Origin of the sequence: Gordonia spumicola, from assembly GCF_009932475.1 — a bacterium.
GTDB lineage: Bacteria > Actinomycetota > Actinomycetes > Mycobacteriales > Mycobacteriaceae > Gordonia > Gordonia spumicola.
On the sequence record NZ_BJOV01000002.1, the window covers coordinates 1 to 16,220 of the forward strand.

Sequence of the window (16,220 nt, forward strand, 5' to 3'; positions counted from 1 at the left end):
CCTGAACGCTGCGACGACTTCCGACGATCGTCGCATCATCGAGGTCCAGTGACAGTATGCCGCCGGACCTCGATGATTCGACCGATCGTCGGCGTATCAGACCGCTTCGGGGACGTGCTCGGCGGAACCTCCGAGTTCAGTGACGAGACCTTGAACTTCTGCGAGAAGATCACCACGGAGGTCACGGGGCGACATCGTGACACAGGCAGACCTTCACCGCGGCGGCCGCAGCAACGGCGTGCTGCGCGCCGTTGCCCATGAACTTGGTGACCGATCCGGCGACGTGGGTGACGCTGATGTGCTTGCCCGCGGCGAGCAGATTGTCGACCCCGTCGGGGTATAGGCAGCGGAGCGGAATCTCGAATGGCAGACCGTCCCTGGTGTCCCACTTCCAGTCCTTGAGCCGGAAATCGTATGTCTCGTGTCCCGGATAGTGCAGACAGAATGCCCCGGAGTTCCAGGCCACGACGTCGTCGAACTGCCGATGGTCGCGGATATCGTTCTCGGTCACAACGTACGCGCCCCGGTATCGACGGAACTCGCCCTGACCGGGGACATGCGCCACCCAGTCGAACGTCAGGTTCGCGTAGGTCTCCGGTTCGAGCTGTTTGACGTTCGCAAGTGTCCCGTACACGGCACGGAACAGGTGATCACGGATCCGCTCAGAGTCGGAGTAGGGATCGAGGTCCTGCCCGTACTCCCAGAAGTGAGTCAGCGGCTGAAGCATCCGACGACGGATGTCCGGATCCGGGGTACGGGCGTGACCTGCGACGGGTCCGGGCGCGTTGTCGATCCCCGGGACGCTCGAGCTGGCCGCCGAGATTCGCATAGTCCTTGGCGACGGTCACCGCCCACGGCACGGCGGGGAACCTCGTGGGTTCATCGGCGTCGCGGGTCCGGAAGAACAATGTGTTGCCGTGGTGGTACTCCCCGCGCTGGTCCGGCGCGAGCGGTTCGTTGTACTCGCTCCGACTCTCCGCGCCGAACATCGTCTCCACCGCCTGCGAGGAGGCCGAGTTTCGCGGGTGCCGGTGCAATCGATGAAGAATCGCCCGCGAAACCGGGTCTCGACTCCGGAACGTGCGGCTCTCGCGTCGATCGACGTGATTCGGTCGCAGTTCCCGGCGAAGGTCGAAGACCTGCTGCTCGACGAACACCGAGATCGTCCGCTCCGCGGTGAGGACTTCATCGCGGCGAGTTCACCCGTCGCCGATCGAGCGGCCAGTTCGTCGACCGAGCGGTCCCGTCTCGCCGCGCGGGGTGAGACCCGATCTCGGTGCTCGCGTTGCCGCCGAGGACAGGCCGATTCTGGACGAGCGCGACACGCAATCACCGATCGGCCCGCGGCGAGCGCCGCCGCACAGCCGGTGATCCCGCCGCCCACGACGACGACGTCGAACTCGCCGCCGTCGACAGGCTCGTCGGGCAGGCCACGGAGACGTCGCCGCCACGTTCCTGGCGTCGGGCCCGCACCGTCGACAGGAAGATCGTCTCACGGTGGTCAGGTAGATCGCGTCGCATCGGCCGTCGAACCCAGTGAGGTCGGTGAGCGTCACCGACACCTCCCCGACCGCGAGATCGACGACGCCTGCGTCCGCCCAGCTCCAGTCCAGCCCGTTCGCCCCGAACTCCATCGGCAGGCGTACCCCGTCGATGGTCACGGCGAACCGGCCCGGGTGATGAGACGGCACCCAGTCCTTGGCGCGCACCCCACACCCGATAGCACCCCGCCGCCGCGACGTCGATCAGGGTGGTCGCGTCAAGCGACCGGCGCGCCGAGTCCGTGGGCCAACAGGTACGACGCGCCCATCTCGAGATCGAACTGGGAGTCGAGGGTCCATCCACCGAAGTGGTCGAACCCGGCGGCCGGCACCAGGATGCCGGTCACGACGCGACCCGTCCGCGATCGCCGAGAACCCGCTCTCGCCCAGTCCTGCGTCCTCCGCAGAGGTCAGCAGGTCGGCCGCCGCGTGCAAGAGGTCGGCGCGACGGCCCGCCGACCGCATCGCGTCCCGGCACAGTCGCGCTCCGGCGGCGAAGACCGCGACGGTGGCCTGGTCGGTGTCATGCCTCCCCGTTTCCACGGCATGCGCCACATCGTCTGTCGCCGACCCGAGCAGCCCGATCACGGCGTCGGTCACACCGCGGAGGTCGCCGACAGCGATCCCTGGTCGAGTGCGTACGACGCCGCCTCGACGTATGCGGCGAGCGCGGTGATGTAGAAGCCTCCGGCCATCGTCACGTCGAGGACACTCGCGCCGCGAGGGTCGGCCGACACGTGCGACGACGGTCGAGCGACGCGAGGGCCGCGGAGTGCTCGGACCACGCGTGCACCGAACCCGAGTAGAGGATCAGCGCGTCTGAGGTGCCGATGTGCTGCGGATAGCAGAGGATCGCGCCGTCGAGATAGTCGATGCCGCGCTCCCCTCGCCCATACGCTCATGGCCTCCGCCTCGTCGGGACTGCCTGTCCCGACGTTCACCAGGGCCGCCGATCCCCAGTCGACGACCGATGCGAGGACGTCTCGCGTTGTGTCGTAGGTCGACGTGCAACTCAGGACGATCCGCGCCTGGCGAACCGCCCCCGAAAGGTCGGCGACCGCGGTGACGCCGCCACCGACTGCCTCCGCCTTGTCCGACGTCCGGTTCCACGCGGCGACGGCGTGACCCTGCACTGCGAGGCTGCGGGCGAGCGCGGTCCCCATGAGACCGCAGCCGACGACGAGCACGTCATGCGCACCCATCGTCAGGCCCCGATTTCGACGGTCGAGTCCACGGCTACCTCGTAGAGAGGGATCGACGGGTCGGGCTGGTCATAGAGCGGCGACAAGGCCTCCATGAGCAGTTCGAACGGGACGATCTCCTCCGGCGTGTTGACGCCGGGGCGGCCGATCTGGCCGCGCAGGATCATCCGGGCCGCCATCGCGGCTGGGATCGCGGTGGCCCCGGCCATCCGGCCGGGCGACCAGCGGGTGGTCCCGACGGCCGCTCGTGCCGGCTGACCGTCCTTCTCGCCCTCCGCGAGCGCCCACAGACTCGGGGTACGGAGTGTCTTCGGCGCGTCGGCCGGGCGCTGGACACCGTTCTCGACTTTCAGTGCGGCCTCCCGCGCCGACAACGTTCCGTCGTCGACGGCGGCCATGATCGGCGCGACTGAGTCGAACCACCAGGCCGGTCCGGCCATCACGTTGTAGCAGGTCTGCAGGTCCGGGAACCGACGAGGCAAGGTCACCGTCTCGGGGTGCCCGATGGTCCGAACGCCGATCTCGCCGATGCCCGGGTACCGCAGGGTGAGCGGCTGCAGTGGCGCGACGAGGGCGGGTCGCCCGTCTTCGAGAACCTGCACGGTCCCGGTGCATTCGTGGACGAGATGCAGCAGCGCCGCGGCCGGACGTGGCCCGCCGGGTTCGCTCTCGGTGCCCGCGACCACCCAGCCGGTGTAGAGGGCGTGCACCGTGTCGAGTTCGTCGGCCGCCCGCACCGCCAACACGTTCGACACTCCTGGGCTGGCGCCCATTCCGATCAGTGCGGTGACGCCTGCGGCCCTCGCGCGGTCGTGCCATTCCAGGGCGGCGAGCGTCGGCTCCCAGTCGTCGTTGATGTCCACGTAGTCGACGCCTGCCTCGATCGCGGCGCTCAGGACGCGTTCGCCGAAGATCGTGAACGGGCCGAGCGCGCTGACCACCACCGACGACCCGGCGAACAAGGCAGCCAGATCGTCCGTCAGGGCGTCGACGACGATCTCCTCGATCTTCCGACGGTCGTCGCCGAGGTCGAGGGCCGCCAGCGGCGCCATGTCTCGGTCGAGGACCCGGACCTGGTCGACGTCGTCGAATCCGGCCAGGGTCTCCACTGCTTTGCGACCCATCGCGCCGGCTCCGCCGACAACTGTTACTCGCATCTTCTTCTCCTTGTATGTCAGCTGAATGTGAGGACGCCGTCGTCGACCGAAGCGAACAGATCGAGCGTGTCGGCGTAGTTCTGCGGATTGATCCACGGCGCCGCATCGCCCTGTCGCGGAAGCAGGCCCTCCGCACGACGCAGGTAGCCGGAGTCGACACCGGAGATGAACGGCAGCGCGGGCTGCTCGCCGTCGGTGAGGTCGGCGACCATCTTCTCGGCGCCGATGTCGTCCATGTGGAATCAGGACCCGACACCAGTAGTCGGTCAGCGCCTCGATGCGGAGAGTCCACGAGGCGTTGATGAAGCCGAAGGCGTACACGAGGTTGGGCACGCCGGAGATCGCGGCGCCCTTGTACGTCCACTCTCGTCCGATCTCCACCGGCCACCCGTCGACGTCGAATTCGGCTTCCCCGCCGAAGCACCACATCGAGTCCAGTCGCTTTGACGATGATGTCGGCCTCGACGCGGGTCCGTCGGCCATCGTCAATCCGGTCGGGGTGATCCTGTCGATCGACCCGGTCACGACGTCCGCCCTGCCGTCGCGGACGGCGTGGAACAGATCCGAGTCGGGGACGACGCATATCCGCTGGTTCCACGGCTCGTAGGTCGGAGTGAAGTGCTGCTTGCGCACGTCCTCGCCGATCTGTGCGTCAATGGCGTCGAACAGCGTCGCCTTGAACGCATCCGGGTCGCCTTTGGCCTGCGCATACACCTCCTGCTGGTTGCGAAGGTTGCGCAGGCGGATGCGCCGGAACGTCTCCTCCGGGCCGACGGTGCGGCGCAGTTCGTCCGCCTCCGGGTCGTCGCCGGTCTCGATGTGGATGTAGGTGGGCGACCGCTGGACCATCGTGACGTTCGCGGCGTCGCGCGCCAGGTTCGGGACGAGGGTGATCGCGGTGGCCCCGGACCCGATGACAGCCACCCGCTTGCCGCGGTGGTCCAAATCGTCGGGCCAGTTCTGGGCATGGAGCATCGGCCCGTCGAATGTGTCCTCGCCATCGATCGTCGGCTCGAATCCTCCGCGGTAGCTGTAGTACCCGCTCCCGAGGAACAGGTGCCTGCATCGGATGACGTCCTCGCCTACGGGCGAGTCGACCACAAGCGTCCACCGGTTGAGTTCGCTGTTCCAGGACGCCTCGGTGAGCCGCGACGAGAACCGGATGTGCTTGTCCACGCCGAACTCTGCCGCGGTGTCGACGAGATACTCCACGGATGGCGCCGCCTGCAGCGATCGCCTCCGGCCGCAGCCACGGCCGGAATGAATAGCCGAGGTGTACAGTCACTGTCGGACCTGATGCCCGGGTACCGAAACAGATCCCAGGTGCCGCCGATGGACGCCCTGGCCTCCAGCACCGCGTATGACTTGTCCGGGCAGTTCTGGCCGAGTGCGACCGCGGCTGCGATGCCGGAGATCCCGGCGCCGACGATCACCACGTCGAGATCTAGTGTGTTGTCGCTGGTCATAGTCGTGCGTCCTGTTCCTGATAGTCGCGGGCCACCGCACGGCGGTCGGCTTTTCCCGAAGCGGTGCGAGGCAATTCGTCGTAGACGCGCCAGTGCTCGGGGACCGCGTAGTCGGGCAAGGTGTCGGCGAGCAGGCGACGAGCGGCGTCCACGTCCAGTGCGGTGTCCGGCCGCAGGATCACCGCGACGCCGACCCGCTGCTGCAGCATCGTGTCGGGTATCGCGAACACCGTGGCCTCGGCAATCGCCGGAAGCTCAGCGACCTTCGACTCGACGTGTGCGGGCAGCACCTTCTCGCCGCCTCGATTGATGACGTCGTCGACGCGACCGGTGAGCCAGAGCAGACCGTCCTCGTCGAGCCGCCCGAGGTCGCCGGTCCGCAGCCAGCGGCCGCTGATCTTGGACGAGGTCAGTCCGGGCTGACCCCAGTACCTGCTCATCCGTGTGGGTCCGGCCACCCACACCTCGCCGTCTACGATCCGAAGCTCGACCCCGGGTGCCGGCCTGCCGACCGATTCGCCCTTCTGCGAGATCAGCTCCGGGGGCAGGATCGTCGCACCCGAGGTGAACTCGGTGAGGCCGTACCCATGCAGGAGGGTGAGGTGCGGCCAGCGGGCGAGCAGTTCGTCCGACCAGGACGCGGGCATCGGGCTGCCGCCGAACAGGACCGACTGTGCACCCGCATAGACGACGTCGGCGTCGGGCGCGACCATGAGGAGCCGCAGAATGCTGGGGACAGCCGTCAGGAACGTCGCCTGCCGTCGACGGAGTTCATCGATCGCGTCCGTCGTCCGGTAGCGACGCAACAGGTGGGTCGTGCCTCCGGACACCAGCAGTGCCCCGAGCTGATCGTTGAAACCGGTGTTGTGAAAGAGCGGTACAAGCACCAGGGTGCTGTCGTCCGCCGTCAGGCCCGCACTGTCGGCGATCAACCGCGCGCCTGCGAGGATCGCGGCATGCGACAGGACCGCGCCCTTCGGCACCCCCGTGGTCCCGGATGTGAGCTGACGACCGCATCGTCAGCGGCATTCGGCCACGGATGGTCGTCTGCCAGTGCCGGGTGACCGGTGGCGGCGAGGTCTTCCACACGCATCCTCGGGCGGACCGTGTGCTCAGCCAGCTCTCGGTGGTCGTCGTCGAACAGGACGGTCACCGCGTCGAGCAACGCGCACTGATCGCGGAACTGGTCGGCGTTGAGTCGGTTGTTCGCGGGCGAGACGATCGCGCCCAGCCGCAGTCCGGCGAGGTAGGCGATCACCCAGCCCACGGTGTTGTGCCCGATGACGACTATTCGATCGCCGGGTCGTACGCCCTCCGCGGACAGCAGTCCCGCGGCGCGGGACACCTGTTCACGCAGGTCCGCGTAGCCGAGTTCGGTGTCGCCGTCCACGAGCGCTCCGGCTCGGGGAGTCAGATCGGCCCGGGCCCACACCGCTTCGATCAGAGTGCTCATGACAGTCCTCCTACCGGGAGGGTCCGCGCTCGATCGACGACCCACTCGAAGCACGGGTCGACGTCCAGGATCGCCTCCGGATGCCACTGGAGTCCGAGGACATCACGGCCAGGGAGTTCGATGGACTCCACAACACCGTCCGGGGCGCGGCCCGAAGCGACCAGCCCGGTGCCGAGCTCTGCCACGGCCTGGTGATGCCACGAATTGACGGCGGCCCGCTCGCCGTACAGGCGTGCGGCGAGGCTCCCCGGTTCGAAGTCGACCGGATGCTCCAACTCCGGGCGCACGTCGGGCATGCTCGCCAGCGAGGCATGGGTGACGCCGGTGTCCGGCAGGTCGGGAATCAGCGTTCCGCCGAGCGCGACGTTGAGCACCTGGTGACCGCGGCAGACGCCGAGGATCGGGATGCCGCGGTCGAGTGCGGCCCGGACCAACGCGATCTCGTAGTCGTCGCGCCGCCGGTCGATCGCGAGGACCTCGCCGTCGGTCTCATACTCGGACGGCGGGCCTCCCCACACCTGCGGATCGACGTCCTGGCCGCCCGTGACGATGAGCGCGTCGATCCGCTCGACGATCTCGTCTCCCACGCTCTCGTACGGCAGTTGGACGGCGAGTCCACCCGCGGCCGACACCTTCACACCGAACTCGGACCAATACATGTCGGCGCGTCCGGACGCCCATCGCGGGTCGAGTCCGACGAGGCCGGTGCCGGAGATCCGACGGCCGGTGATGGCGACGAGCGGTTTCATCTGTCTCTCCTGACGTCGACGACGACGCGGGTGACCCCACCGTCGCGCATGCGGTCGAATCCCTCATTGATCTCGTCCAGGCCGACGAACGCCGACAGCATGTCGTCGAGGTTCAGGCGGCCCTGCTCGTAGAACCGGACGTAGCGGGGGATGTCGGTGGGGAATCTGTTCGATCCCATGAAGGAGCCCTGCAGTCGCTTCTCAGAGACGAAGAGCTCGGACGCCGCGATCGTGAGCGGCTGCGAGTCCGGCACCAGACCGAGCACCGTGGCGGTGCCGCCGGGGCCGAGCATCGCGAACGACTGCTCGACCGTCGTCGCATAGCCGATCGCTTCGAAGGAGTAGTCCACACCACCGGTGAGATCACGGACCTCGGCGACCACGTCGGACGACTTAGCGTCCACCACGTCGGTAGCCCCGAAACCGCGAGCGGCTTCCAGACGAGCGAGGTCGGTGTCGACGGCGACGATCGTCGCGGCGCCCGCGAGACGGGCGCCCTGGATCGCCGCGATCCCGATCCCGCCACAGCCGAGTACCGCGACGCTCGACCCCGGCTTCACCTCGGCGCTGCGGAACACCGCACTCATACCGGTGACGACGGCGCAGCCGAGGACTGCGGCCGGCGCGAGTGGCATGCTGTCGGGAACTCGGACGAGTGACCTCTCGTGCACCACCATCGCGGTGGCGAACGCACCGATTCCCGCCGTCGGATGCACCGACCTTCCATCGGCGTCGGTCAGCACGGGCGTCCGACGCTCGCGCATGCTTCCCCGCCCGGTGCACAGGGTGAGACGACCGTCGAGGCAGAAGCGGCACTCGCCGCAGTACGCACTCAGACAGGTGACGACGTGGTCGCCGGGCCGCAGCGAACGCACCCGGTCGCCGACACGTCGCACCACACCGGATGCCTCGTGGCCGAGCACTGTCGGGCAGGTCGCGGGCCAGATCCCCTCGATCTCGTGGAGGTCCGAACGACAGAGGCCTGCGAAATGAACGTCGACGAGCACTTCGTCGGGAGCCGGCTCGTCGAGCACCAAGGTCTGGGTCACGAGTCGGCCGGGCGCCTCGGCCAGGACCGCCGCGGTGACGTGTTCAGGCATGATTCCTCCCGAGGGCGATCCACGTGTGCTTGAGATGGGTGTACTTGTCGAGCGCGTACACGCCCTTGTCTGCGCCGTTGCCGGAGAGCTTCCGACCGCCGAACGGTGTCGACGGCACGCCCTCCTCATACGAGTTGACCCAGACGTTGCCTGCCTCGATGCCACGCGACATCCGGTGGATGCGCGAGACGTCCGACGTCCACACCGATGCGGCGAGGCCGAAGTCGGTCTCGTTCGCCATGCTCAGTGCCTGCGCCTCGTCGTCGAACGGCGCGACGGCGACCACCGGGCCGAAGATCTCCTCACGGACGATCTGCATGTCGGCACGAACATCGGTGAAGACAGCGGGTGCGACCGTCGACCTGTCGGGATCGAGTGCGTCCGCCGAACCGGCGGCGAGCCTTGCTCCGGCGCGCAATCCGGAGTCGATGTACTCCAGGACGGTGGCGCACTGGCTGCGACTGCTCAACGGACCGAGGTCTGTCGCCGGGTCGAGCGGGTCGCCTACGGTCAGTCGCGCGACACGGTCGCAGATCCCGGCGAGGACATCGTCGTAGACGGCCCGCTCCACGTACAGCCTGGTCCCGGCCGTGCACATCTGGCCGCTGTTGAAGGTGAACGCCCACACCGCGGTGTCGATCGCCTTCTCCAAGTCCGGCGCGTCGGCGAAGACGATGTTCGGAGACTTCCCGCCGAGTTCCAGCGACACCGTCTTGCCGTTCGACGCCGCGGAGTCGGCGAGCAGGCCGAGGCCGACCTCGGTGGACCCGGTGAACGTCAGACACGACACCGCGCTGTGCCGGGCGAGCGCCGTGCCGACAGTCGAACCACGACCCGTGACGACGCTGAGCACACCGTCGGGAAGTCCGGCCTCACGACTGAGTTCGGCGAGGCGCAGCGACGAGGCCGACGTCTGCAGCGCCGGTTTGAGGACCACGCTGTTGCCGGCCATGAGTGCGGGAGCGATCTTGAGCATCGCCAGGCTGAGCGGGAAGTTCCACGGCGTGATCGCCGCGACGACACCGACCGGTTCCCTGGTCACGAGCGCGAGTGCATCGGGCAGGCCGCGCGGCGAGGAGTCCATGAGCTTGTCTGCCAGCTCGCCGTACCAGCGGAGTGTCTTGGCGGTGCTCGCCACTTCGATGTCGCGAGCGTCGCGGACCGGCTTGCCCATCTCCCTCGAGACGAGGACTGCCAGTTCGTCGGCGTGGACTTCGATGAGCCCGGCCCACGCGATCAGCACCCGGCCGCGTTCGGCGGGTGAGACGCGAGACCAGGAGCCGGCGGCGAATGTCGCCCCGGCGTCCGCGACCACCCGGTCGACGTCGTCCGACGCGGCCGCCGGGACGGTGGTGAAGTCGGAGTCGGTCCACGGGTCGTGCAGGGCGAGAGTGTGACCGCCCGCAGCCTCGGCCCACGCGCCCCGCCCCCACATCCCGTGCGACGACGGAATTGCGGCGGCGAGGTCGCGCCAGGTGGTCGCGTCGGACATCAGGCCGTCACTCCCGCGCGCAGGCCCGCGTCGGCGGTGTCGCCGAGGACGACCCCCGGATCCGCCATCTCACCGTTGTATTCCACCCAACCCATGTACGGGTTCGACGCCGCGTACCCGAGGAGGCCGAGGATCTCCCCCGGGATCTCGCGGGCCTCGTCGAGCGTCATCGACAGGTAGTGGTTCTCCTCCTGCCGCAGGTAACCGCGGCAGATCCCGAAGATCACACCGGTCCGGTCGGAGTCGACGGTCCGGTTCTGGCCGCCGCCGTGGTAGGTGCCGCCGAGCCACATCACCGCCGAACCGGCAGTCATCTCGGCGGGGATGGTCTCCTCGACCGTCGGCATCCGCTCGTCGTCCCACAGATGACTACCGGGGATCACGCGGGTCGCACCGTTCTCCTCGGTGAAGTCGGAGACCGCCATCATCATGCCGATCGCATCGGTGGGTCCGGGGTGAACGGTGTAGAAGATGCTGTCGTCGCGATGCAACGGCTGCAGGCCCTGACCGGGGCGGATCTGGATGCACTGGGTGGCGCCGATCTGGAGCGTCGGCGTCTCGTCGACACGATCCTGGCCGTACCACATGCCTTTCGGTGGGCAGAGGAAGTGCTGCGCGGCACCCTGGAAGACCGGATTGAGCGCGGTGGAGTCCAGGGCGCGGGTGTGCTTGAAGATGCGTCCGAGGCGGCGGGTGCTGGTACCCGCGAAGTACTCGTCGGTGCCGGACGGGGTGGCGTCCATCGCCGGCAGGATGTCGGCGCGGACCTGGTCGAGCTGCTCCTCGCTCAAGAGGTTCGGCAGGCGGACGACACCGTCCTCGGCGAGGATCGTGATTGCTTCGTCCGCGGTTGTGGCATCGCGAAGAGTGGTCATGACAGTGCTTCTTTCGTGAGGATGTGGTTGGTGGAGACTCGGGCTCAGGCGAGCTCGAAGTAGCGGTTGGACTCCCAGACCGAGATCTGGTCGTCGTTGCGATCCGTCTCGGTGTGGAACGTGAGCCATTCCCACCGGCGGGTGCCGACCCAGTAGTCGACGAATTCCTCACCGAGGTATTCGCGAAGCACGGTGTCGTCGGCGAGAGCGGCGACGGCCGAGTACAGGTCGGCGGGGACGCGCGGAGCGACCTCGTCGGGGGCTGCCCAGGCCATCAGCTCGTACGCCGGCGGAGGCATCGCCTTACTGTCGATACCCGCGAGTCCGGCGGCGAGGAAGGTGGCGAGAGCTAGGTAGGTATTGGAGTCGGCCGAGGGCAGGCGGTACTCCAGGCGTGTCGCGCCCGGGCCGGCCATGACGGCCCGCACCGCGCACGACTTGTTGCCGACACCCCAGGTCAGAGTGGTCGGTGGGCCTTCCAGATCGATGAGCCTGCGATACGACGTGATCGTCGGGAGCGCGAAGCTCGTACACGCCTTCAACGAGCCCATGACGCCGCCGAGGAAGTGGAGCATCGTCGCGCTCGGCTGCTGCGGATTCGCGGAGTCGAAGAAGACGTTGCCGTTCTCGTCGCAAACCGACACGTTCAGGTGCGAGCCCTGTCCGTATTCCGTCGACCACTTCGACATGAAGGTGATCGACCGGCCGAGTGAGTAGGCCACCTCGCGCATCACCTGTCGGGTGCGGGCCCACAGGTCGGCGGCGGTGACGGCGTCGTCGGGAGCGAGGTTGAACTCGATCTGGCCGCTGGCCGCTTCGTCCGACCACGCCTCCCACGGGATGCCGAGTTCGTCGAGACGCGCGACGACGGCTTCGGCGTATTCGGTGAAGTCGGGCGACTTCGCGAGGATGAGGGCCGCGCCCGCGTTTCCGCCGAGCGGTGTCAGGTCCTGGTACTGCTTGGCCCGTGCCTCGTCGATCGACTCGCGGAAAACGGTGGCCTCGATCTCGACCGATGCAGTGACCGTGTAGCCGCGGTCTGCGTACGCGGCGGCGATGCGCTTGAGGGCCTGGCGGGGATCGGCTTCGACGGGATCGCCGTCGGCGGTCCAGAAGTCGCAGATCACCGAAGCCTGTCCGGGCTTCCACTCGACGAGCGTCTCGAGGTCGGGCCGCGCGAAGAGGTCGGGCATGAAACCTTCGCGCCAGGCCGGGAAGCCGAAGCCCAACTGTGCGTGGTTGGTCAGGTCGAGGCCGAGGACGAGGTCGGCGACGGTGAAGCCCTTGTCCCGGGCCGACAGGTACTTCGTGGGCGACAGCGATTTGCCGAGCAGCGCGCCGTCGTGGTTGGTCATCTCGATGCGGACGCTCCTGACGTCTGTCAGTTCGTCGGTCGCGGAGGTTTCAGAGCTCACCGCACACCACCTTCAGGTCGGCTCCGAACAGTGCGGAGAAATGAGGGAAAGAGAGGTTCATACCGAACTCGCCGCCTTCGAGTGCACCGACGAGCGTCGACCGGCCGTCGAAGAAGGCCGCGAGTGCGGCGGCGGTTCCGAGGACGCCGGAACCTTCGGTGGTGGGGGTGCCGAGAACCGCCTCGGCTTCCTCGTCGACGCAGGTGACGACGAGGCCGGTTGGCATTCCGTCAGACGCTCCGGCACGCGCCCAGAAGTCGGCGGCAGCGGTGCGCCAATCGACGGTCCGTGCGGAGAGCAGCCGGCCCACCACCTTGCCGAAGTCGCCGGCGGCATCACTGTCCGCGGGTTCGGGGTCGAACCAGTTCACCTCCCAGACGAGTTCGGCGTCGCCCACGGCACCGACGACGACAGCGTCGTCGGTGAAGGCGATGTGCGCTCGTTGAGCGTCTCCAGCGGCGCGCAGCACCACCGATCGGGGACCGTCCGCGCCGGGAAGCATCTCGCCGCGGGCGATGCCGTCGCGGAGCCGCCGCGCGACCGACAACACCATCGGCGTGGGCGGGCCCACGACTGCGACTTGTGTGTTCTCTGACATTTCACTTCTCCTACTCACCTGACCTAATCGCTTGATTAGTTCACGTGACTAGGTTCACACTATGGGAGCCGTCACGTCAAGGGGTCGGCGAAAGATTCTCTGAAAGGAAGCGACATGGCACTGACTGTGGAGGCCATCCTGGGCCTCTTGGACGAACCGTCGCGCGGGTACGCCGAGACACTGCTGACGAACGCGCCACCGCCCCCGTACCACCGCTACGGACCGTCGATGATGAGGGCGGTATTCGACGCGAAAGGGGTTCCTGAATCCACCTCAAAAGGCCTCGTGACCAGCGAGTCAATCGTCGAGAAGGACGGCACTCGCGTTCCTGTCCGGTGCTATCGCGAAGTCCTCGACACACCCGCTCCGGCGCTGCTCTACATGCATGGCGGCGGCTTTGTCCTCGGCACTCTCGACGGTGTCGACAGCCTGTGTCGACGTCTCGCGGAGACGACCGGATGCGTCGTGGTGTCGGTTGACTACCGGCGGGCGCCGGAGCACGTCTACCCAGCGGCAGCGGACGACTGTCTCGCCGTCTACGACTGGATGCTCACCGACCATGAACGGCTCGGGATAGACCCCGACCGAGTGGCGTTGGCCGGCGACAGCGCGGGCGGCGCCCTCGCATTGTCGGTGTGCACGTCGCTGCAACAAGCGGGTCGGGGGCTACCCCGGTGCCTCGTGTTGGCGTACCCCGCGACATCGGCGTCGTTCCGCGGCGCTTCGTGGGAGGCGTTCGCGCTCGCACCCGTGTTGTGCAGGTCGGACGCGGAATGGTTCTGGGACAGCTATGCCGGCCCGGAGGTTCGAGATGATCCGCGCGCGGTCCCCGAAGTCTCCGCGGAGCTGGGATCGTTGCCTCCCCTGCTGGTCCTCGGCGCCGAAGTGGACGTACTCCGCTCGGACTACGAACGCTTCGTCGAGATGGTGAATGCCGCGGGCGCCGACGCGCTACTACGGACGACGCCGGGCGTGCTGCACGGATTCATCACCGAGGTGGACGCCGTTCCCGCCGCTCGCGAGGCTCTCGAGGACGCAGCGGCCTTCGTTCGCCGGTTCACTAGACTGGATCCATAGTCGACCCCAGGAGTGGACATGGCGCACATCCCCGCAGCCGAGCGGCGCAGGCAGATCATCGAGGTCGCCGCGCGGGTCATCGGTCGCGAAGGCGTCGCCAAAGCCACCACTCGAAAGATCGGAGCCGAGGCCGGGGCCAACATCGGAACGCTGCACTACACGTTCGGCAGCAAGGAAGATCTGCTCGAGGCGACCTTCGCCTACTGCTGGGACGTCGCCAGCGAGATCGTCGACGAATCGATCGAGGCCGCGGTCGGACCCGCCGACGCCGCCCGCGAACTGCTCACCCGCTACGTCGAATTGGCTATCGCCGATCCAGACATCATCGCCGCTCAGTTCCAGCTGCTGAACTGGGCTCTCGCGGAAGGTCGCCGCGACCAAGCGCTGAACCTCACCCAGCAGCTGGACGTGCTCGTCCAGGAGGCACTTCAGCGTGCCGAATGGTCCGACGAACTCACCGTGACTCACGAACGTGCGGGCCGGATCATCGTCTCGATGCTCGACGGCATCCTCATCCGATTCGGTGTGACCCGGTCGGAGGAGGCGATCCGCGAGGATCTCGCGACTGCGATTCAGTTCGTCGAGGCCGCGCTCATCGGAGCGGGCGCCACACCGTAGACCTGCCGAACCGTCTAGTGTCGCGTCAACCCGCCGGCCTGACGACGAACGCCGACGCCTGAGCACGCTGAGTTCGCGCTGCCCGCGGATTCAGTCCGACGAGGTCCGGCTGGTACACGCGGAATCCGCGCTTGCCCGGATGTCGATCGGAGCTGGTGATCCCCATGTCGGCGAGATGTTCAGCCGTGAACCGGAAGACGCCGCCCTCGACGAACACGAGCAGGCCCGCGACGTCGGCCGAATCGAACGGCTCCGTCCCTCCGTCGACGTCACGCCGCCACACTGCGACGAACGCACCCGGTTTCGTCGGCGTCACGCGCGCTGTCCGCACCCGCCACCGCTGGTCGCCGATCTGCGCGATCCGACCGTCGTAGTCGAGGTTCGTCGCATCGGGCGTGAGCTCGGCATCCTCACCGAGATACCAGTCGCTCATCTCACGACCGCGACGCTGCCGTCCTCCGAAGCCACGACCAGCGAACGGCCGTCGGGCGCTACCGCGACCGACGTCAACGGTCGACCCGCGTTCACCGTGCACCGACTGCCGGTCCGCAGATCGACGACGATCACCTGGCCGGTGGCCGTGGCAGCGGCGATCGCCCGATCGCCCACCAGGGCGAGGTCGTCGACGCTCCCCGGCAGCGGCGCCGTCAGGTCCGCGGCGACTCCCACCCGTTCGGGCGCGCTCAGCGGAATCCGGAGGATCCGACTGGACAGGCTCGACGTCATCGCCACGTAGGCGGTGTCGCCGCTGACGACGACACCGTTCATCCCGGTGCCGTTGACGACGCGGTTCGGTGCGAGATTCTTCGGCGCGCGGGCGGTCCAGGCGCGGTCGATCGTTCCGTTCTTGCGGACCTTCACGACACCGAGGTTCGAGTCACCGACGTACATCGTGCCGTCGGCGGTGATCGCCAGCCCGTTCGGCATGCCGAGCCCACGAGCGATCGTCGTGACCGCCGGCTTCCGCTCGGCCGGGTCGAACGACACGATGCGCCCGGTCAGGGGCAGTCCCGGAACCATGTTGATCGGATTGTCGCCCGATGTCGCGTACATGCGACCGTCCGGCCCGAGGCGGACCGAGCCGGGAGCGTGCACCCGGACCGCGCCGACGTGTCGCCCGTGTGCGTCGTACCTGTCGATCACGTTCTGCAGGGTGCGCGAGACCCAGAGGTCACCGTCCCTGTCGTATCCGATGTTCTCCGCCCAGCTCACCACGGGAACCGGCGCCGGAATCAGCACCCGGACCGACGACCGGCCGCATATCGGGCCGGCGACGGCCTCGGGCACGGACGGCACCGCCATCGCCAGGCCCATCACTGCCGACAGTGCGATCGTCGTGCGCATCATTGTCCCCACCACGACGTGGACTGTACGACGTTCGCGACGCCCGCGACAGGTCCGACGCGAATGTCTGTCGCATGACACGACGCGGCATCCCGAACTTCGGTCGAATCACAGAGGTCCGCCGGCGATCTGC

General features: G+C 67.8%; 17 protein-coding genes and 2 pseudogenes. 3 read left to right on the plus strand and 16 right to left on the minus strand.

The genetic code is table 11. From position 1 onward, the window contains the following. Nucleotides 1–181: 181 nt before the first annotated feature. Nucleotides 182–829, minus strand: coding sequence for an FAD-dependent oxidoreductase (locus GYB83_RS01950; RefSeq protein WP_161893905.1), 648 nt, complete (start codon nt 827–829; stop codon nt 182–184). Nucleotides 830–1,285: 456 nt separating this feature from the next. Here GYB83_RS01950 and GYB83_RS01955 point away from each other — a divergent pair, with 456 nt between their 5' ends. Further along, nucleotides 1,286–1,540, plus strand: coding sequence for a hypothetical protein (locus GYB83_RS01955; RefSeq protein ID WP_161893906.1), 255 nt, complete (start codon nt 1,286–1,288; stop codon nt 1,538–1,540). Between the two features lie 219 nt (nt 1,541–1,759). Here GYB83_RS01955 and GYB83_RS23785 read toward each other — a convergent pair whose 3' ends face one another. The 13 genes and pseudogenes from GYB83_RS23785 to GYB83_RS02010 form a co-directional block, all read right to left on the minus strand. Then, nucleotides 1,760–1,888, minus strand: coding sequence for a hypothetical protein (locus tag GYB83_RS23785; RefSeq protein WP_267130308.1), 129 nt, complete (start codon nt 1,886–1,888; stop codon nt 1,760–1,762). Between the two features lie 61 nt (nt 1,889–1,949). Beyond that, a pseudogene (locus tag GYB83_RS24040) lies at nt 1,950–2,141 on the minus strand (hypothetical protein); the annotation flags it as partial. Next, entirely contained in the window at nt 2,138–2,743 is a 606-nt protein-coding gene (locus GYB83_RS01960; RefSeq protein WP_161893907.1) for an NAD(P)-binding domain-containing protein, read from the minus strand. The pseudogene GYB83_RS24040 and the gene GYB83_RS01960, both read right to left, overlap by 4 nt. Nucleotides 2,744–2,745: 2 nt before the next feature. Further along, complete coding sequence (locus tag GYB83_RS01965; RefSeq protein WP_161893908.1) at nt 2,746–5,112, minus strand: saccharopine dehydrogenase NADP-binding domain-containing protein; 2,367 nt, start codon at nt 5,110–5,112, stop codon at nt 2,746–2,748. 110 nt (nt 5,113–5,222) lie between these two features. Further along, nucleotides 5,223–5,366, minus strand: a pseudogene (locus tag GYB83_RS24045) (NAD(P)-binding protein); the annotation flags it as partial. Continuing rightward, nucleotides 5,363–6,349 carry a class I adenylate-forming enzyme family protein gene (locus GYB83_RS01975; protein ID WP_161893910.1) on the minus strand — a complete coding sequence of 329 codons (987 nt, stop codon included), beginning with the start codon at nt 6,347–6,349 and terminating at the stop codon, nt 5,363–5,365. The pseudogene GYB83_RS24045 and the gene GYB83_RS01975, both read right to left, overlap by 4 nt. Continuing rightward, complete coding sequence (locus tag GYB83_RS01980; RefSeq protein ID WP_161893911.1) at nt 6,295–6,819, minus strand: AMP-binding protein; 525 nt, start codon at nt 6,817–6,819, stop codon at nt 6,295–6,297. Before GYB83_RS01980 ends, GYB83_RS01975 begins: the two co-directional genes overlap by 55 nt. Then, nucleotides 6,816–7,568 carry a gamma-glutamyl-gamma-aminobutyrate hydrolase family protein gene (locus tag GYB83_RS01985; RefSeq protein ID WP_161893912.1) on the minus strand — a complete coding sequence of 251 codons (753 nt, stop codon included), beginning with the start codon at nt 7,566–7,568 and terminating at the stop codon, nt 6,816–6,818. Before GYB83_RS01985 ends, GYB83_RS01980 begins: the two co-directional genes overlap by 4 nt. Further along, nucleotides 7,565–8,668, minus strand: a complete 1,104-nt coding sequence (locus GYB83_RS01990; RefSeq protein ID WP_161893913.1) for a Zn-dependent alcohol dehydrogenase — start codon at nt 8,666–8,668, stop codon at nt 7,565–7,567. Before GYB83_RS01990 ends, GYB83_RS01985 begins: the two co-directional genes overlap by 4 nt. Next, nucleotides 8,661–10,160, minus strand: a complete 1,500-nt coding sequence (locus tag GYB83_RS01995; RefSeq protein WP_161893914.1) for an aldehyde dehydrogenase family protein — start codon at nt 10,158–10,160, stop codon at nt 8,661–8,663. Before GYB83_RS01995 ends, GYB83_RS01990 begins: the two co-directional genes overlap by 8 nt. Next, nucleotides 10,160–11,035, minus strand: coding sequence for a phytanoyl-CoA dioxygenase family protein (locus GYB83_RS02000; protein WP_161893543.1), 876 nt, complete (start codon nt 11,033–11,035; stop codon nt 10,160–10,162). Before GYB83_RS02000 ends, GYB83_RS01995 begins: the two co-directional genes overlap by 1 nt. Nucleotides 11,036–11,079: 44 nt before the next feature. Further along, the gene (locus GYB83_RS02005) at nt 11,080–12,450 is read right to left on the minus strand and encodes a glutamine synthetase family protein (RefSeq protein ID WP_228461099.1); all 1,371 of its coding nucleotides are present in this window, start codon (nt 12,448–12,450) and stop codon (nt 11,080–11,082) included. Next, nucleotides 12,440–13,048 carry a hypothetical protein gene (locus tag GYB83_RS02010; RefSeq protein WP_161893542.1) on the minus strand — a complete coding sequence of 203 codons (609 nt, stop codon included), beginning with the start codon at nt 13,046–13,048 and terminating at the stop codon, nt 12,440–12,442. The genes GYB83_RS02005 and GYB83_RS02010 overlap by 11 nt, the downstream gene beginning before the upstream one ends. Before the next feature lie 114 nt (nt 13,049–13,162). On the opposite strand from GYB83_RS02010, the gene GYB83_RS02015 reads away from it, so the two are divergent. Together GYB83_RS02015 and GYB83_RS23790 are read left to right on the plus strand one after the other, a co-directional pair. Then, nucleotides 13,163–14,125 carry an alpha/beta hydrolase gene (locus GYB83_RS02015; RefSeq protein WP_161893541.1) on the plus strand — a complete coding sequence of 321 codons (963 nt, stop codon included), beginning with the start codon at nt 13,163–13,165 and terminating at the stop codon, nt 14,123–14,125. A gap of 18 nt (nt 14,126–14,143) precedes the next feature. Then, on the plus strand, nt 14,144–14,743 hold the full coding sequence (locus GYB83_RS23790; RefSeq protein ID WP_161893915.1) for a TetR/AcrR family transcriptional regulator: 600 nt from the start codon (nt 14,144–14,146) through the stop codon (nt 14,741–14,743). Nucleotides 14,744–14,768: 25 nt separating this feature from the next. Here GYB83_RS23790 and GYB83_RS02025 read toward each other — a convergent pair whose 3' ends face one another. Further along, the gene (locus GYB83_RS02025) at nt 14,769–15,176 is read right to left on the minus strand and encodes a MepB family protein (protein WP_161893540.1); all 408 of its coding nucleotides are present in this window, start codon (nt 15,174–15,176) and stop codon (nt 14,769–14,771) included. After that, nucleotides 15,173–16,102 (minus strand): SMP-30/gluconolactonase/LRE family protein, encoded by a 930-nt coding sequence (locus GYB83_RS02030; RefSeq protein ID WP_228461131.1) that lies wholly within the window; start codon nt 16,100–16,102, stop codon nt 15,173–15,175. Before GYB83_RS02030 ends, GYB83_RS02025 begins: the two co-directional genes overlap by 4 nt. Between the last annotated feature and the right edge of the window lie 118 nt (nt 16,103–16,220).

Excerpts from the sequence above, each read along its gene's own strand:
- GYB83_RS01950 (WP_161893905.1), bottom strand. The coding sequence starts at position 829 with ATGCGAATCTCGGCGGCCAGCTCGAGCGTCCCGGGGATCGACAACGCG.
- GYB83_RS01960 (WP_161893907.1), bottom strand. The coding sequence starts at position 2,743 with ATGGGTGCGCATGACGTGCTCGTCGTCGGCTGCGGTCTCATGGGGACC.
- GYB83_RS01980 (WP_161893911.1), bottom strand. The coding sequence starts at position 6,819 with ATGAGCACTCTGATCGAAGCGGTGTGGGCCCGGGCCGATCTGACTCCC.
- GYB83_RS01985 (WP_161893912.1), bottom strand. The coding sequence starts at position 7,568 with ATGAAACCGCTCGTCGCCATCACCGGCCGTCGGATCTCCGGCACCGGC.
- GYB83_RS01990 (WP_161893913.1), bottom strand. The coding sequence starts at position 8,668 with ATGCCTGAACACGTCACCGCGGCGGTCCTGGCCGAGGCGCCCGGCCGA.
- GYB83_RS01995 (WP_161893914.1), bottom strand. The coding sequence starts at position 10,160 with ATGTCCGACGCGACCACCTGGCGCGACCTCGCCGCCGCAATTCCGTCG.
- GYB83_RS02000 (WP_161893543.1), bottom strand. The coding sequence starts at position 11,035 with ATGACCACTCTTCGCGATGCCACAACCGCGGACGAAGCAATCACGATC.
- GYB83_RS02010 (WP_161893542.1), bottom strand. The coding sequence starts at position 13,048 with ATGTCAGAGAACACACAAGTCGCAGTCGTGGGCCCGCCCACGCCGATG.
- GYB83_RS02015 (WP_161893541.1), top strand. The coding sequence starts at position 13,163 with ATGGCACTGACTGTGGAGGCCATCCTGGGCCTCTTGGACGAACCGTCG.
- GYB83_RS23790 (WP_161893915.1), top strand. The coding sequence starts at position 14,144 with ATGGCGCACATCCCCGCAGCCGAGCGGCGCAGGCAGATCATCGAGGTC.
- GYB83_RS02025 (WP_161893540.1), bottom strand. The coding sequence starts at position 15,176 with ATGAGCGACTGGTATCTCGGTGAGGATGCCGAGCTCACGCCCGATGCG.